The organism is Streptomyces sp. NPDC016677, from assembly GCF_055562815.1.
Genome location: NZ_JBVHEO010000003.1, coordinates 23,119 through 38,379 on the forward strand (window position 1 = coordinate 23,119; position 15,261 = coordinate 38,379).

General features: G+C 71.3%; 17 protein-coding genes. 13 read left to right on the top strand and 4 right to left on the bottom strand.

The genetic code is table 11. The features are described 5' to 3' along the window. Window positions 1–95 precede the first annotated feature (95 nt). The 7 genes from infA to truA all read left to right on the top strand — a co-directional run bounded on the left by infA (window position 96) and on the right by truA (window position 4,280). Entirely contained in the window at window positions 96–317 is a 222-nt protein-coding gene (infA, locus tag ACZ3IG_RS09865) for a translation initiation factor IF-1 (RefSeq protein WP_003948620.1), read from the top strand. Between the two features lie 68 nt (window positions 318–385). Further along, complete coding sequence (gene rpmJ, locus ACZ3IG_RS09870; protein ID WP_003974245.1) at window positions 386–499, top strand: 50S ribosomal protein L36; 114 nt, start codon at window positions 386–388, stop codon at window positions 497–499. Between the two features lie 188 nt (window positions 500–687). Next, window positions 688–1,068: a 30S ribosomal protein S13 gene (gene rpsM, locus ACZ3IG_RS09875; RefSeq protein ID WP_004984507.1), complete on the top strand. Its 381-nt coding sequence runs from the start codon at window positions 688–690 to the stop codon at window positions 1,066–1,068. 69 nt (window positions 1,069–1,137) lie between these two features. Beyond that, entirely contained in the window at window positions 1,138–1,542 is a 405-nt protein-coding gene (rpsK, locus tag ACZ3IG_RS09880; protein ID WP_003948617.1) for a 30S ribosomal protein S11, read from the top strand. 118 nt (window positions 1,543–1,660) lie between these two features. Continuing rightward, window positions 1,661–2,683, top strand: coding sequence for a DNA-directed RNA polymerase subunit alpha (locus tag ACZ3IG_RS09885; RefSeq protein WP_003966937.1), 1,023 nt, complete (start codon window positions 1,661–1,663; stop codon window positions 2,681–2,683). A gap of 115 nt (window positions 2,684–2,798) precedes the next feature. After that, window positions 2,799–3,269 carry a 50S ribosomal protein L17 gene (rplQ, locus tag ACZ3IG_RS09890; RefSeq protein WP_467430617.1) on the top strand — a complete coding sequence of 157 codons (471 nt, stop codon included), beginning with the start codon at window positions 2,799–2,801 and terminating at the stop codon, window positions 3,267–3,269. 144 nt (window positions 3,270–3,413) lie between these two features. Beyond that, window positions 3,414–4,280, top strand: coding sequence for a tRNA pseudouridine(38-40) synthase TruA (truA, locus tag ACZ3IG_RS09895; protein WP_467430618.1), 867 nt, complete (start codon window positions 3,414–3,416; stop codon window positions 4,278–4,280). A 48-nt stretch (window positions 4,281–4,328) separates the two neighbouring features. Here the strand turns inward: truA and ACZ3IG_RS09900 are convergent, their stop codons facing one another. Beyond that, entirely contained in the window at window positions 4,329–5,216 is an 888-nt protein-coding gene (locus ACZ3IG_RS09900) for a hypothetical protein (RefSeq protein WP_467430620.1), read from the bottom strand. A gap of 74 nt (window positions 5,217–5,290) precedes the next feature. Here ACZ3IG_RS09900 and ACZ3IG_RS09905 point away from each other — a divergent pair, with 74 nt between their 5' ends. The 4 genes from ACZ3IG_RS09905 (at window position 5,291) to glmM (ending at window position 9,247) form a co-directional block, all read left to right on the top strand. Continuing rightward, window positions 5,291–6,505 (top strand): glycosyltransferase family 87 protein, encoded by a 1,215-nt coding sequence (locus ACZ3IG_RS09905; RefSeq protein WP_467430621.1) that lies wholly within the window; start codon window positions 5,291–5,293, stop codon window positions 6,503–6,505. 204 nt (window positions 6,506–6,709) lie between these two features. Next, window positions 6,710–7,153, top strand: coding sequence for a 50S ribosomal protein L13 (gene rplM / locus ACZ3IG_RS09910; RefSeq protein WP_055632362.1), 444 nt, complete (start codon window positions 6,710–6,712; stop codon window positions 7,151–7,153). Window positions 7,154–7,197: 44 nt separating this feature from the next. Continuing rightward, entirely contained in the window at window positions 7,198–7,710 is a 513-nt protein-coding gene (rpsI, locus tag ACZ3IG_RS09915; RefSeq protein WP_215167419.1) for a 30S ribosomal protein S9, read from the top strand. A 178-nt stretch (window positions 7,711–7,888) separates the two neighbouring features. Next, complete coding sequence (gene glmM / locus ACZ3IG_RS09920; RefSeq protein WP_467430623.1) at window positions 7,889–9,247, top strand: phosphoglucosamine mutase; 1,359 nt, start codon at window positions 7,889–7,891, stop codon at window positions 9,245–9,247. A gap of 92 nt (window positions 9,248–9,339) precedes the next feature. Here the strand turns inward: glmM and ACZ3IG_RS09925 are convergent, their stop codons facing one another. Continuing rightward, window positions 9,340–10,080 (bottom strand): NADPH-dependent F420 reductase, encoded by a 741-nt coding sequence (locus ACZ3IG_RS09925; RefSeq protein ID WP_467430624.1) that lies wholly within the window; start codon window positions 10,078–10,080, stop codon window positions 9,340–9,342. Window positions 10,081–10,198: 118 nt separating this feature from the next. Here ACZ3IG_RS09925 and ACZ3IG_RS09930 point away from each other — a divergent pair, with 118 nt between their 5' ends. Continuing rightward, window positions 10,199–11,047 (top strand): LysR family transcriptional regulator, encoded by an 849-nt coding sequence (locus ACZ3IG_RS09930; protein ID WP_467430625.1) that lies wholly within the window; start codon window positions 10,199–10,201, stop codon window positions 11,045–11,047. Window positions 11,048–11,092: 45 nt separating this feature from the next. On the opposite strand, the gene ACZ3IG_RS09935 is transcribed toward ACZ3IG_RS09930, so the two are convergent. Continuing rightward, entirely contained in the window at window positions 11,093–12,034 is a 942-nt protein-coding gene (locus ACZ3IG_RS09935; RefSeq protein WP_467430626.1) for a DUF389 domain-containing protein, read from the bottom strand. A 35-nt stretch (window positions 12,035–12,069) separates the two neighbouring features. Beyond that, a complete protein-coding gene (gene coaA / locus ACZ3IG_RS09940; protein WP_467430627.1) occupies window positions 12,070–13,083 on the bottom strand; it encodes a type I pantothenate kinase in 1,014 nt (337 codons plus the stop codon). A gap of 163 nt (window positions 13,084–13,246) precedes the next feature. Between coaA and glmS the strand changes: the two genes are divergently transcribed. After that, window positions 13,247–15,094: a glutamine--fructose-6-phosphate transaminase (isomerizing) gene (gene glmS / locus ACZ3IG_RS09945; RefSeq protein WP_467430628.1), complete on the top strand. Its 1,848-nt coding sequence runs from the start codon at window positions 13,247–13,249 to the stop codon at window positions 15,092–15,094. Window positions 15,095–15,261: the final 167 nt, after the last annotated feature.

Genomic DNA, 15,261 nt, shown 5'->3' on the forward strand with positions numbered 1-15,261 from the left:
CTGACTCGTCGGCTCTGGTGCACCCGCATGTCTGCATGCAGACGCGTGCGAGTGTGGCGAGAGTCGATCAAGGTAGTCGATTCGAAGGGCGAAGCGTGGCCAAGAAGCAGGGTGCCATCGAGATCGAGGGCACTGTCGTCGAGTCTCTGCCGAACGCCATGTTCAAGGTTGAGCTCCAGAACGGCCACCAGGTCCTGGCACACATCAGCGGCAAGATGCGTATGCACTACATCCGCATCCTCCCTGACGACCGGGTCGTGGTGGAGCTGTCTCCGTACGACCTGACGCGTGGCCGGATCGTCTACCGGTACAAGTAGATCTTGCCCACGCCCCGTGGCCGCCAGGCCGGGGGGCCGCCGGCAACTGACCCGGAGAACCTCACCCCATGAAGGTCAAGCCGAGCGTCAAGAAGATCTGCGACAAGTGCAGGGTGATCCGCCGTCACGGTCGGGTCATGGTCATCTGCGACAACCCGCGCCACAAGCAGCGCCAGGGCTGACGCAGTACCCTCCCTCCGCGATTCGCAGTACTTCGCGCGACGCGAGCTGAATATGTTCATACGCAGAACCCGGGCGCTCAGGTGCCCGACACCCCCGGTTCGGAGGCCGGGGACCCGGTCCGTACCTGGTACGGCGGGCGGGGAGCCGGTTCTGTGGAAGACCTCCGAAGATCACCAGGAGCCATTGAATGGCACGCGTTTCCGGTGTTGACATCCCGCGCGAAAAGCGCGTGGAGATCGCCCTCACCTACGTGTTCGGCATCGGCCGGACCCTCTCGCAGCAGACGCTCGCCGCGACCGGCGTGGACCCGAACACCCGTGTTCGGGACCTCTCCGAGGAGCAGCTCGTCGCGATCCGCGAGTACGTCGACAACAACATCAAGACCGAGGGTGACCTCCGTCGCGAGATCCAGGCCGACATCCGCCGCAAGGTCGAGATCGGCACCTACCAGGGTCTGCGTCACCGCCGTGGTCTGCCGGTGCGCGGTCAGCGCACCAGCACGAACGCTCGTACCCGCAAGGGCCCGCGTCGCGCCATCGCCGGTAAGAAGAAGCCGGGCAAGAAGTAGTCCTCAGCGGACAACGCTTCATCAGCGGTCTTCGCTGTAGGACCGACCACCTCCCCGTAGGAGTTACAGATGCCCCCCAAGGGACGTCAGGGCGCTGCCAAGAAGGTGCGCCGCAAGGAAAAGAAGAACGTCGCTCACGGCCACGCGCACATCAAGAGCACGTTCAACAACACGATCGTGTCCATCACGGACCCGACCGGCAACGTGATCTCCTGGGCCTCCGCCGGCCACGTCGGCTTCAAGGGCTCCCGGAAGTCCACGCCGTTCGCCGCGCAGATGGCCGCCGAGTCGGCCGCCCGTCGCGCGCAGGAGCACGGCATGCGCAAGGTCGACGTGTTCGTGAAGGGCCCGGGTTCCGGTCGTGAGACCGCGATCCGTTCCCTCCAGGCCACCGGTCTGGAGGTCGGCTCCATCCAGGACGTCACGCCGACCCCGCACAACGGCTGCCGTCCGCCGAAGCGCCGTCGCGTCTGACGTTCGCTTCTCGGCTTGCGGTTCCGGGCGGTACGGCTCCTTTCGGTCGTGCCGCCCGTACCCTTGCAGTACATGGTCGGGCGTCAAATAGCGGGCGCCCCTGACTGAAGGAACACACATGCTGATCGCTCAGCGTCCCTCGTTGACCGAAGAGGTCGTCGACGAATTCCGCTCCCGGTTCGTGATCGAGCCGCTGGAGCCGGGCTTCGGCTACACCCTCGGCAACTCCCTGCGTCGTACGCTCCTGTCGTCGATCCCCGGTGCGGCTGTCACCAGCATCCGGATCGACGGTGTCCTGCACGAGTTCACCACCGTGCCGGGCGTCAAGGAGGACGTGACCGACCTGATCCTCAACATCAAGCAGCTGGTCGTGAGCAGTGAGCACGACGAGCCGGTCGTGATGTACCTGCGCAAGCAGGGTCCGGGTCTGGTCACCGCCGCCGACATCGCGCCGCCGGCCGGTGTCGAGGTGCACAACCCCGACCTCGTCCTCGCCACGCTCAACGGCAAGGGCAAGCTGGAGATGGAGCTGACGGTCGAGCGCGGCCGCGGTTACGTCTCCGCCGTGCAGAACAAGCAGGTCGGTCAGGAGATCGGGCGCATCCCGGTCGACTCGATCTACTCGCCGGTGCTGAAGGTCACGTACAAGGTCGAGGCCACGCGTGTCGAGCAGCGCACCGACTTCGACAAGCTGATCGTCGACGTCGAGACCAAGCAGGCGATGCGTCCGCGTGACGCCATGGCCTCCGCCGGCAAGACCCTGGTCGAGCTGTTCGGTCTCGCCCGCGAGCTGAACATCGACGCCGAGGGCATCGACATGGGCCCGTCCCCGACGGACGCCGCGCTCGCCGCCGATCTGGCGCTGCCGATCGAGGAGCTGGAACTCACCGTCCGGTCGTACAACTGCCTCAAGCGCGAGGGCATCCACTCCGTGGGTGAGCTGGTCGCGCGGTCCGAGGCGGACCTGCTCGACATCCGCAACTTCGGTGCGAAGTCCATCGACGAGGTCAAGGCCAAGCTCGCGGGCATGGGCCTGGCGCTGAAGGACTCGCCTCCCGGGTTCGACCCGACCGCCGCCGCCGATGCCTTCGGCGCGGACGACGACGCGGACGCCGGGTTCGTGGAGACCGAGCAGTACTGATCGGTCCGCTTTCCGGGGGACGTCCGCGTCCCCCGGATCTCCGACAGGCGACCGCCTGCTCGGATACTGACTCCGGTACCTGATACGGCCGGGGCAGACACCTAGGAGAAACATCATGCCGAAGCCCACCAAGGGTGCCCGTCTGGGCGGCAGTGCCGCGCACGAGAAGCTGCTGCTCGCGAACCTCGCGAAGTCGCTCTTCGAGCACGGCAGGATCACCACCACCGAGGCGAAGGCCCGCAAGCTGCGGCCGTACGCCGAGCGTCTGGTCACCAAGGCGAAGAAGGGCGACCTTCACAACCGCCGTCAGGTGCTCCAGGTGATCACGGACAAGAGCATCGTCCACACGCTCTTCACCGAGATCGGCCCGCGCTACGAGAACCGGCCGGGCGGCTACACGCGTATCACCAAGATCGGCAACCGCCGTGGTGACAACGCGCCCATGGCCGTCATCGAGCTGGTCGAGGCGCTGACGGTCGCCCAGCAGGCGACCGGTGAGGCCGAGGCCGCGACGAAGCGTGCGGCCAAGGACGCCGAGGCGGCCGAGGCCACCGAGGCGCCCGCCGAGGAGTCGAAGGACGCGTAAGCGTCTGCCGGGTTCCGCGCGGTTGGCGGCTGCGGGTTCGTCGTGGCTGGTCGCGCGGTTCCCCGCGCCCCTGGAGGGGCGCGTTGCGGGTCCGTTCCTTTTCGAAGGGGCGGGCCCGCTTTCGCGTGGTGAAAGGATCTGGGTGTGAGCGATGGAGTAGCGGACGGGCACGTGCGGGTGCGGCTCGATCTGTCCTATGACGGGACCCACTTCTCCGGCTGGGCCAAGCAGGCCGGGGGGCGGCGGACCGTGCAGGGGGAGATCGAGGACGCGTTGCGGACGGTCACGCGGTCGGGGGAGCGGACGTACGAGCTGACCGTGGCCGGGCGGACGGACGCGGGGGTGCACGCGCGGGGACAGGTCGCGCACGTGGATCTGCCGGTGGAGGTGTGGGAGGCGCACCGGGAGAAGCTGCTCAAGCGGCTGGCCGGGCGGTTGCCGAAGGACGTGCGGGTGTGGTCGGTCGAGGAGGCGCCGGCGGGGTTCGACGCGCGGTTCTCGGCGGTGTGGCGGCGGTACGCGTACCGCGTCACCGACAACCCGGGCGGGGTCGACCCGCTGCTGCGGGGGCATGTGCTGTGGCACGACTGGCCGCTGGACGTCGACGCCATGAACGAGGCGGCGCGGGCGCTGCTGGGGGAGCACGACTTCGCCGCGTACTGCAAGCGGCGGGAGGGGGCCACCACCATCCGGACCTTGCAGGAGCTGAGCCTGGCGCGGGGGGCGGACGGGGTCGTCACCGCGACGGTGCGGGCCGACGCCTTCTGCCACAACATGGTGCGGTCGCTGATCGGGGCGCTGCTGTTCGTCGGGGACGGGCACCGGGGGCCCGAGTGGCCGGGGAAGGTGCTGGCGGCCGGGGTGCGGGACTCGGCGGTGCATGTGGTGCGGCCGCACGGGCTGACGCTGGAGGAGGTCGGCTATCCGGCCGACGAGCTGCTGGCGGCGCGGAACCTGGAGGCCCGGAACAAGCGGTCACTGCCCGGCAGGGCGGGCTGTGAGGCCTGCTAGTCCCCCAGAGTCCCCCTCCGCTGCCGGAGCGCCGGCGGGCGACCGGAGTCAGCCGCTCGCCGCCGCCGAGGCCTGCGCCTCCCCCCGCCGGTGGATCTGGCGGTAGGTGAACGTGCCCAGGTCGTCGCCGGTGCGGAAGACCGCCGTGTCCTGCTCCGTGACGTCCTTGCCGCCGGTGAAGCCGGCGACGGTGAAGTAGACGTAGCGGCCGTAGGAGTTGGTCGTGTTCCGGCAGACGGGGCCGTCGCAGAAGGAGGCGACGCCGCCGCCGGAGAGCGGCTTGACGATGCTCTTGGTGTCGGTCTGCGACTTGGCCTGGGCCGCCTTCGCGGCCGTGTCGAAGACGGCGACGCCGACCGTGACCGCGATGTCGTCCTTGGTGTAGGTGACGCGCATCAGCCGGGTGCAGTCGTTGGCCTCCAGCACCTTCGGCAGCGTCCGCTGGGCGGCCGAGGAGCAGGTGGTGGTGTCGGCCGTCGGGCCCTTCTTGTAGACCGTCTCGCCCATGGTCAGCTGGGTGCCGGGGAAGAGGGTCTCCGGGCTGAGCGCGGCCGTGTCCTTCTTGGCGCTGGAGATGAAGTCCTTCGGGTCCAGCGGAGGCGGCGCGCTGGTCGGGGCGAACGACGGGGCCGCGGCCGACGCGCTCGGGATCTCGGCCGCGCTCGGCAGCCGGGACGTCGGCGAGTCCGACGCCTGGCCCGAGCCGTCCGCCGAGACGACGGCCACGGCGACGGCGGTCGCCACCGCCACGGTGGCCAGCGCCCCTCCGCCGATGAACAGCAGCCGGCGGCGCTTGGCGCGCGCCTCGGACGCCTCGGCCAGCGCGGCCCAGTCCGGGGTGTCACCACCCCCGCCGTTCCACGGCTGTTGCCGCTGTTGGGATTGCGGTGTCCAGGGATCCCACTGGGAGTCAGGTCCCCCCTGCCCAAAGCTCATGGGGCGCATCTTAGACGGGACAGATGGCGTGCTGGTCCGTGTCCACAGGGAGGGGAGCGCCTAGCGTTCCGGGCATGTGTACGGGCAAAAGTGACATCTCGGGGTGGTTGGGGCGGCCGGCGGGACGGGCGGCGTGGGCGGTGCTCGTGGCGGTGCTGGGCGCCCTGGTGGCGCACGCCGCGCGGGTGACCTCGGACGGAGGGATGGACAACGCCATCGTCGTACGGGCCGCCCGGACCTGGCTGGCCGGCGGCGACCCCTATGACGATCCCCACTTCCTCTATTTCCCGAGCGCGGTCCTGGCCGCCGTACCGCAGGCCCTGCTGCCGCCGGCGGTGCTGCGGTGGGCGGTGCCGCTCGTGGTCGCCGGGCTGCTGGCGCTGGGCTGGGCGTGCGCGCTGCGGCTGCACGGGGTGGCGCGGGGCAGCCGGCTCGCCGTACTGGGGCTGACCGGGCTCGCGGCGGGGTTCGCGCCGTTCGCGCACCTGGTGCGGCTGGGCAACTGGACCGTCACGGCGGCCCTCGCCCTGCCGCTCTGCCTGCTCCTCGCGCACCGGGGCCGGTGGGCCGCGGCGGGCGCGGTGCTCGGCGCCGCCGTCGCGCTGAAGCCGCTGCTGGTCCCGGCGGCCCTGCTCTTCGTGCTGGCCGGGAGGTGGCGGGCGCTGGCGGCGGCGGCCGCGGTGCCGGCCCTCGCCTGCGGCATGGCGGCGCTGCTGATGCCCGACCCGGCCGGCTTCTTCACCCGCACCCTCCCCTTCCTGCTGAGCGGCGACGACGGCTTCGTACGGCTCTACGAGGCGTCCCCGGCGGCCGTGCTGCCCCGGCTCGGCGTGCCCGCGCCGCTCGCCCAGGGGCTGGCCGTCCTGGCCGCGGGCGCCGGGGTGCTGTGCGCCCGGCGGCGCTGGCGGCGCGGTGACCCCGGCCCGCTGCGGTTCGCCGAGACCGCCGCCGGCCTGATGCTCTCGGCGTTCCTGGTCTCCCGCCCGTCCTACGACCACTATCTGCTGGTCGTCGTGGTCCCGCTGCTGGCCGGGCTGCCGTACGGCGACTCGGTCGCCCGGCGCCCCGGGTTCTGGGTCGCGCTGGTGCCGCAGCTGCCCGGGGTGACCTGGCCCTGGCTGGAGACGGGGCGGCGGCGGGCCTTCCGGGACGCGTTCACGCTGGGTGCGCTGGCGGTGACGGTGGCGGCGCACGCCCGGGGACGCCGGGACCACCGGGTTCCGCGGGGCGGTGCCGTCCGGTCACGTACGCTGGAGATGGACAGCGGTTCCCGGCGCCCCTCGTTTTGACCCTTCTGGGGGCACACCGGTATCCTGCATGTTCGTTGTGTATTGGCTTGCTCATTCTCACGGGACGGGCCCTTACACCGGTCCACCGGGCCGATGACCAGCGACCCACGTACGCGGTATGCGTCGCCGCAGTGCGGTCCAGGCTGTCGTGATCGTTTCGGTGACCTGTTCAGGACCATTCACTCGAAGCGAAGGCTACGAACCGTGCGTACGTACAGCCCCAAGCCCGGCGATGTGACGCGCCAGTGGCACGTCATCGACGCTCAGGACGTCGTCCTGGGCCGTCTGGCCTCCACCGCGGCCTCCATCCTGCGTGGCAAGCACAAGCCGATCTACGCGCCCCACGTCGACACCGGTGACTTCGTCATCATCATCAACGCCGACAAGGTGCACCTCTCCGGCAACAAGCGGACCCAGAAGATGGCCTACCGCCACTCCGGCTACCCGGGCGGTCTGCGCTCCGTCCGCTACGACGAGCTGCTGGACAAGAACCCGGAGAAGGCCATCGAGAAGGCCGTCAAGGGCATGCTCCCCAAGAACACGCTGGGCCGTCAGATGCTCTCGAAGCTGAAGGTCTACAAGGGTGACCAGCACCCGCACGGCGCGCAGCAGCCGCAGCCGTTCGAGATCACCCAGGTCGCGCAGTAAGTCCGGCCACCCCCAAGACTGAACAGAATCTTCTGAGGAGAATCGTGGCCGAGACCACTGCCGAGCAGCCGCTCGAAGAGCTTGACATCGACAGCTACACCACCGAGTCCGAGGTGCCCGTCGAGGGCGAGTACACCTCCGAGTCGATGGCCTCCCGCTTCGGCGAGCCCCAGCCGGCCGCCGGCCTGGGCCGCCGCAAGAACGCCATCGCCCGTGTCCGGATCGTCCCGGGCACCGGCAAGTGGAAGATCAACGGCCGCACCCTTGAGGACTACTTCCCCAACAAGGTGCACCAGCAGGAAGTCAACGAGCCCTTCAAGGTGCTCGAGCTGGACGACCGCTACGACGTCATCGCCCGGATCTCCGGCGGCGGCGTCTCCGGCCAGGCCGGTGCCCTCCGTCTCGGTGTCGCCCGCGCGCTGAACGAGGCCGACGTGGACAACAACCGCGGCGCCCTCAAGAAGGCCGGCTTCCTGCGCCGCGACGACCGCGCGGTCGAGCGGAAGAAGGCCGGTCTGAAGAAGGCCCGCAAGGCTCCGCAGTACAGCAAGCGCTAAACCCCACGCGCCCGCGCGTACTCCGAACGCCCCGGCGGCACGCCACTTGTGCCTCCGGGGCGTTCGTTTATCCACAGCCGGGGGCGTATAACGGCACAAGACGCTCAAAGGCTTATGTGATCGGATGCCGGTTCGGATGTCGGTGCGGTGTGCATCTGACGATTCCTCAGGAGGACAAGTGGGACGACTCTTCGGCACGGACGGCGTGCGCGGTGTCGCCAACGCGGATCTGACGGCCGAGATGGCTCTCGGCCTCTCCGTCGCCGCGGCGCACGTACTGGCCGAGGCGGGCACGTTCGAGGGACACCGGCCGACCGCCGTGGTCGGACGTGATCCGCGGGCGTCCGGGGAATTCCTGGAGGCCGCGGTCGTCGCGGGCCTGGCCAGCGCCGGTGTCGACGTGCTGCGGGTCGGTGTGCTGCCGACGCCCGCGGTCGCCCACCTCACCGGCGCGCTCGGCGCCGACCTCGGGGTGATGCTCTCCGCGAGCCACAACGCCATGCCCGACAACGGGATCAAGTTCTTCGCCCGCGGCGGCCACAAACTCGCCGACGAGCTGGAGGACCGCATCGAGTCCGTCTACGCCGAGCACCGCACCGGGGCACCCTGGGACCGTCCGACCGGGGCCGGCGTCGGCCGGGTGCGGGAGTACAAGGAGGGGCTCGACCAGTACGTCGCCCACCTCGTCGGCGTGCTGCCGAACCGGCTGGACGGGCTGAAGATCGTGCTCGACGAGGCGCACGGCGCGGCCTGGCGGGTCTCGCCGGAGGCGTTCGCGCGGGCCGGCGCCGAGATCGTCACCATCGGTGCCGAACCGGACGGCCTCAACATCAACGACGGCTGCGGCTCCACCCACCTGGACCTGCTGAAGGCCGCCGTCGTGGAGCACGGCGCCGACCTCGGCGTCGCGCACGACGGTGACGCCGACCGCTGCCTGGCCGTGGACCACACCGGCGCGGAGGTGGACGGCGACCAGATCCTCGCCGTGCTGGCCCTGGCGATGCGGGAGCGGGGCGCGCTGCGCTCGGACACGGTCGTCGCGACCGTCATGTCCAACCTGGGCTTCAAGCTGGCCATGGAGCGCGAGGGCATCCAGTTCGTGCAGACCGCGGTCGGCGACCGGTACGTGCTGGAGGCGATGAAGCAGCACGGGTACGCCCTCGGCGGCGAGCAGTCCGGGCACGTGATCGTGCTGGACCACGCCACCACCGGCGACGGCACCCTGACCGGGCTGCTGCTGGCGGCGCGGGTCGCGCAGTCCGGACGTACGCTGCGGGAGCTGGCGTCGGTGATGGAGCGGCTGCCGCAGGTGCTGATCAATGTGCCGGACGTGGACAAGACCCGGGTGAGGACTTCGGCGGAGCTGGCCACGGCGGTGGCGGAGGCGGAGCGGGAGCTGGGGGCCACCGGGCGGGTGCTGTTGCGTCCCTCCGGGACGGAGCCGTTGGTGCGGGTGATGGTGGAGGCGGCCGACATCGAGCAGGCGCGGGCGGTGGCCGGGCGGCTGGCTGATTCGGTGAAGTCGGCGCTCGGATAGCCGTCCGCGCCGGGTCCGGGGCCGGGCGCGGTGGTGTGCGTCCCGCCGCGCCCCTCACCTCCCGGGCACCGCTCGGCACCCGCCGGGGTCCGCTACTCCATCCGGAAGCCCGCCGGGCCCCGCACCGCGGCGGCGGCGAGTTCCTGCACCCGGGCGGCGGGCACCGGCACACCGGGCGCCTGCTGGACCCAGGCCACGAACTCGTCGACCGACAGGCCGGACGGCGGCTCTCCCACGTACGGGAGGGCGTACAGCGGGGTGTTGGGTTCGCTGCGCCAGCTGTCCGCCAGGGGGCCGAGGTCCACGGTGTCGAAGCCGAGGACGTCCAGCAGGTCCGCCGCCTCCTTCATGGCCCGCGGCTCGTCGCCGGACAACGGCAGCGCGGTGCGGTCGGGGGCGCCGGCCGGGCGGTGCAGCTCCAGCAACTGCTTCGGGCCGATGTTGTGCAGCGCCTTCACCACGTGGGCGCCGGCGAGATGGCGCTGCACCAGCTGGCTGGAGGTCAGCTCGTCGCGGTCGAGCTCGGGCAGCCGGAAGCCGGGGTACAGCGCGTAGTTCATCGGGTCGATGACGGTCTTGCCGGCCAGCTCCGCGCGGGGCAGCCGCTGGTGGGCGGCGAGCGGCACGGCCGCGAGGACCAGGTCACCGGCGCTCGCCGCCTCGGCCGGGGTGGCCGCGCGGGCCCGCGCACCGAGCTCCGCGACGACACCGGCCAGGGTGTCGGGGCCGCGCGAGTTGCTCAGGACGACGTTCAGGCCGGCGTCGACGGCGCGGCGGGCTGCCCCGAGGCCGACCATGCCGGTGCCGATGACGCCGAGGGTGGTTGTGCTCACTGTGGTGTCCGTTCTGTTCCGCGGTGGCTTCGCTGGTATCCATCACAGCCCGACTGACCTGCGCGAACAATGACCAGAAACGCTCGGCAGCGATCACTTCGTGTGATAGATCGGAGTGATGGAACTGAGAGCGCTGCGGTACTTCGTCACCGTCGCCGAGGAGCTGCACTTCGGGCGCGCGGCGCAACGTCTGGGCATCGTGCAGCCGGCGGTGAGCCAGCAGATCGCCCGGCTGGAACGCGAGCTCGGCGTGCGCCTGCTCGACCGCACGTCACGCCGGGTGCGGATCACCCCGGCCGGCGAACGGGTGCTCGTCGAGGCCCGTGCGGCGCTCGCCGCGGCGGCCCGGGTGCGGGTGGTCGCCGGGGAACCCGCGGCCGTCCTGCGGATCGGGGTGGCGTCCTGCGTCACCCGGCGGATCGAGCGGGCGGTGCGCCGCCTGAGCGACGGGGAACGCCCCGCCGAACCGACACTGGTCGACCTGCCGGTGACCGCGCGGCTCGACGCCGTCCGCGGCGGCGAGCTGGACCTGGCGCTGGTGCGGGGCGCGCTCGCCACCGAGGCGGTGACGGTGGTGCGCGCCTGGACCGAGCCGCTGCACGCGGTGCTCGGACGGGACCACCCGGCCGCCCACCGGCCCGCGGTCGCCCTGGCCGACCTCGATCCGCGCGGTCTGCGGCTGCCCGCCCGGGACAGCGACCCGCCGCTGCACGACGCCGTCCTCGCCGCCCTGCCCGTGGCTCCGCTCCGGCCGCCCGCCGGGGACATGCTCAACGTGCTGTTCGAGGTGGGACGGGACCCCGGGGGCTGGACGCTGGCGCCGGCCGAGCAGTTCGACGGGTCCGGCTCCGAGCGGCTGCTCCGCAAGCCGCTCGACCCGCCGGTGACCGTCGACGGCCACATCGTCACCTCGCGGGCCACCCCGAGGTCGTGCGTGGCGTCGTACGTGGCCGCGTTCGCGGACTGAACCCCGGGCGGACGCGCACGGCCCCGGACCGGGCGGGCCGACGGGTCAGGGGCGGGACCTGAGCCGCCGTTTCATCGGTGCCCACAGTGCCTTCTGGGCGAGCAGGGTCAGGGTGCCGGCGACGACGATGCCCGCCAGGTTCAGCAGGAGCTGCTCGGTCGAGTGCCAGGTCTGGCCGGCGTCGCCGTAGATCAGGGCCACGGCCGCGTTCGCGGCGGCCGGGACCGTGGTGACCGAGATGGCCACGCCGACCAGGGCGCCGGACTTGGCGGAGGTCAGGGAGAGCATGCCGGCGGCCCCGGCCAGCACCGCCACCACGAACGAGAACCAGTCCGGGGCGTAGACGAAGCCGGTGTTGGGCCGGTCGGCCTCCAGCTTCGCCTCGGTGAACAGGCCGACGGAGTCCATGAAGACGCTGAAGCCCGCGGTGACCGCCATGGCGACCGCGAAGCCCGCCAGCAGGGCGACGGCCGAGCGCAGCGCCAGGCGCGGGGCGCGCTGGACGGCGGCGGTGCAGATGCCGGCCAGCGGGCCGAACTCCGGGCCGACCGCCATCGCGCCGACGATCAGGATGGCGTTGTCCAGCACCACACCGCAGGCCGCGATCATCGTGGCGAGCGTGATGAAGGCGACGTAGGTGACCGAGAGGGTCGACTCCTCGTGGGTCGCCTCCTGGAGCTGCTCCCACAGGACCGCGTCCGCCGCCTCGCCCGGCGCCTCCTTCTCGGCCCGGTCGGCGTACTCGGACAGCGACAGGTCGATGTCCTCGGCGGTGATGGCGCCGTGGCGTTGCAGGCCCAGCTCGCGCAGCCGGCCGATGAGGTCGTCGCCCGCCTCCCGTGCCACGTCGCACAGCACCACGTCCCCGGCGGGGGAGCGGGCGGCCCCGGGGAGGACGATCAGGTGCGCGGTGCCGACGGTGGTGTCGAGGAGACGGACCACCTCGTCGGTCCGCTCGGGCGGGGTGATCAGGCGCAGATGCAGCATGCGGCCTATTGAACCGTCGGACGGCCCCGGTCAGGTCACAGTTTGCGCAGGTGCAGCCGCTGCACCTTGTGGTCCGGGCCCTTGCGCAGGATCAGGGTGGCGCGGCCCCGGGTGGGGGCGACGTTCTCGATCAGGTTGGGCTTGTTGATGGTGCGCCAGGTGGTGCGGGCGTAGTCGAGGGCCTCCTCCTCCGACACCTGGGTGTACTTGCGGAAGTAGGAGGAGGGGTTCTGGAAGGCGGTCGCGCGCAGCTTCTTGAAGCGGTTGAGGTACCAGCTCTCGATGTCCTCGGGGCGGGCGTCGACGTACACGCTGAAGTCGAAGTAGTCGGCGAGGCCGACCCTGGTGCGGCCGTCCTTGCCGGGGAGGGCGGGCTGGAGGACGTTGAGGCCCTCGACGATGAGGATGTCCGGGCGGCGGACGGTCAGCTTCTCGCCGGGGACGATGTCGTAGATCAGGTGGGAGTAGACGGGCGCCGTCACCTCCGCCTTGCCGGCCTTGATGTCGGCGACGAAGCGGGTCAGCGCGCGGCGGTCGTACGACTCGGGGAAACCTTTCCGCGCCATCAGGCCGCGCGCCTCCAGCTCCCGGGTCGGCAGCAGGAAGCCGTCGGTGGTGACCAGCTCGACGCGCGGGTGCTCGGGCCAGCGGGAGAGCAGCGCCTGGAGGAGGCGGGCGACGGTCGACTTGCCGACCGCGACCGAGCCGGCCACGCCTATGACGAAGGGGGTGCCGGACTGGGAGCCCTGTTCGCCGAGGAAGGTGTTGAGCGCGCCGCGCAGGCCGTCGGTGGCGCCGACGTAGAGGTTGAGCAGCCGGGAGAGCGGGAGGTAGATGTCCCGTACCTCGTCGAGGTCGATGACGTCGCCGAGGCCGCGCAGCTTCTCCACCTCCTCGGCGGTGAGCGGCAGCGGCGTCTTCTCGCGCAGCGCGCTCCACTCGGCGCGGGTGAGGTCGACGTAGGGAGTCGCCTCCGGCCTGGGCCGGTGGGCGCTCCGGGGGGTCGAGGGGGCGGCCGAAGGTGCCGTCGGAGGGACCGGAGAGATCACAGTCCATTGTTAACGGAGTTCGAACGGGGTGCAGGGTGGGGTCGGTCACGTCGCCCGGCCGGGGCCCCTGCGGGCCGACGCGGGCCCCGGCAGCCGTGGGAATTTCCGATATCGGGCACGATCCGGCAGGTTCGTGATCGGATCTGACCGTAGGCTGCCGATCATGTGCGGAATCGTGGGATATGTGGGAACGCAGTCGGCCCTCGACGTCGTGATGGCCGGGCTGAAGCGACTGGAGTACCGGGGATACGACTCGGCGGGCGTCGCCGTGCTCGCGGACGGCGGCCTCGCCGCGGCCAAGCGGGCCGGCAAGCTCGTCAACCTGGAGAAGGAACTGGCCGAGCATCCGCTGCCGGCCGGGACCACCGGCATCGGCCACACCCGGTGGGCCACGCACGGCGGCCCCACCGACGCCAACGCCCATCCGCACCTGGACAACGCGGGCCGGGTCGCCGTCGTGCACAACGGCATCATCGAGAACTTCGCCGCGCTGCGGGCCGAGCTGACCGAGCGCGGTCACGGCCTCGCCTCCGAGACGGACACCGAGGTCGTCGCCCACCTGCTCGCCGAGGAGTACTCGGCCTGCGCCGACCTGGCGGAGGCGATGCGGCTGGTGTGCCGGCGCCTTGAGGGCGCGTTCACGCTGGTGGCGACGCACGCGGACGAGCCGGACGTGGTGGTCGGCGCCCGCCGCAACTCGCCGCTGGTGGTCGGGGTCGGGGAAGGCGAGTCCTTCCTCGCCTCCGACGTGGCGGCGTTCATCGCGCACACCCGCGAGGCCCTCGAACTCGGCCAGGACCAGGTGGTCGAGCTGCGCCGGGACGGCGTCACGGTGACCGGCTTCGACGGCTCCCCGGCCGACGTCCGCGCCTACCACGTCGACTGGGACGCCTCCGCCGCCGAGAAGGGCGGCCACGCCTCCTTCATGCTCAAGGAGATCGCCGAACAGCCGAAGGCGGTCGCCGACACGCTGCTGGGCCGCATCGACGCGGCGGGCTCCCTGACCCTGGACGAGGTGCGGATCCCGGCGCACGAGCTGCGCGAGACCGACAAGGTCGTCATCGTCGCGTGCGGTACGGCCTTCCACGCCGGGCTGATCGCCAAGTACGCCATCGAGCACTGGACCCGCATCCCCTGCGAGGTGGAACTGGCCAGCGAGTTCCGCTACCGCGACCCGATCCTCGACTCCCGGTCGCTGGTCATCGCCATCTCCCAGTCCGGCGAGACCATGGACACGCTGATGGCCCTGCGGCACGCCCGCGAACAGGGCTCCAAGGTGCTGGCCATCTGCAACACCAACGGTTCGACGATCCCCCGCGAATCCGACGCCGTGCTCTACACGCACGCCGGTCCGGAGGTCGCCGTCGCCTCGACCAAGGCGTTCCTGACCCAGCTGGTCGCCTGCTACCTGGTCGCGCTGTACCTGGGCCAGGTGCGCGGCACCAAGTGGGGGGACGAGATCCGGGCGGTGATCCGGGACCTGGCCGGCATCGGGGAGGCGGTCGGCCGGGTGCTGGAGACCATGGAGCCGGTACGGGAGCTGGCGCGCACGCTCGCCGGGAAGGACACGGTGCTGTTCCTGGGGCGGCACGTGGGCCATCCGGTCGCGCTGGAGGGCGCGCTCAAGCTGAAGGAACTGGCCTACATGCACGCCGAGGGCTTCGCGGCGGGGGAGCTGAAGCACGGGCCGATCGCGCTGATCGAGGAGGACGTGCCGGTCGTCGTGGTGGTGCCGTCCCCGCGCGGGCGCTCGGTACTGCACGACAAGATCGTCTCCAACATCCAGGAGATCCGCGCCCGGGGCGCCCGCACCATCGTCATCGCCGAGGAGGGCGACGACGCGGTGACGCCGTACGCCGACCACCTGATCCGGGTACCGGTCACACCGACGCTCCTCCAGCCGCTGGTGACGACGGTGCCGCTGCAGGTCTTCGCCTGCGAGCTGGCGACGGCCCGGGGCAACGAGGTGGACCAGCCCCGGAACCTGGCGAAGTCGGTGACGGTGGAGTGAGGGCCTGAGCCGCCCGGCCGGTCCGGCAGGATCGCCGCATAAGGGGCGGAACTGCCGGAAGCGGGCCTGGAGAACACTCCGGCCCGGGAGGCGAAGAGGTTCATCTCCTGCTTCCCGGCGGCCGGGCGGGCGGGGACCTCTTCGGTGCGGGGGAGGAGCGGGGCGCC

Excerpts from the sequence above, each read along its gene's own strand:
- rpmJ (WP_003974245.1), top strand. The coding sequence starts at position 386 with ATGAAGGTCAAGCCGAGCGTCAAGAAGATCTGCGACAAGTGCAGGGTG.
- rpsM (WP_004984507.1), top strand. The coding sequence starts at position 688 with ATGGCACGCGTTTCCGGTGTTGACATCCCGCGCGAAAAGCGCGTGGAG.
- rpsK (WP_003948617.1), top strand. The coding sequence starts at position 1,138 with ATGCCCCCCAAGGGACGTCAGGGCGCTGCCAAGAAGGTGCGCCGCAAG.
- ACZ3IG_RS09885 (WP_003966937.1), top strand. The coding sequence starts at position 1,661 with ATGCTGATCGCTCAGCGTCCCTCGTTGACCGAAGAGGTCGTCGACGAA.
- rplQ (WP_467430617.1), top strand. The coding sequence starts at position 2,799 with ATGCCGAAGCCCACCAAGGGTGCCCGTCTGGGCGGCAGTGCCGCGCAC.
- ACZ3IG_RS09900 (WP_467430620.1), bottom strand. The coding sequence starts at position 5,216 with ATGAGCTTTGGGCAGGGGGGACCTGACTCCCAGTGGGATCCCTGGACA.
- ACZ3IG_RS09905 (WP_467430621.1), top strand. The coding sequence starts at position 5,291 with ATGTGTACGGGCAAAAGTGACATCTCGGGGTGGTTGGGGCGGCCGGCG.
- ACZ3IG_RS09930 (WP_467430625.1), top strand. The coding sequence starts at position 10,199 with ATGGAACTGAGAGCGCTGCGGTACTTCGTCACCGTCGCCGAGGAGCTG.
- ACZ3IG_RS09935 (WP_467430626.1), bottom strand. The coding sequence starts at position 12,034 with ATGCTGCATCTGCGCCTGATCACCCCGCCCGAGCGGACCGACGAGGTG.
- glmS (WP_467430628.1), top strand. The coding sequence starts at position 13,247 with ATGTGCGGAATCGTGGGATATGTGGGAACGCAGTCGGCCCTCGACGTC.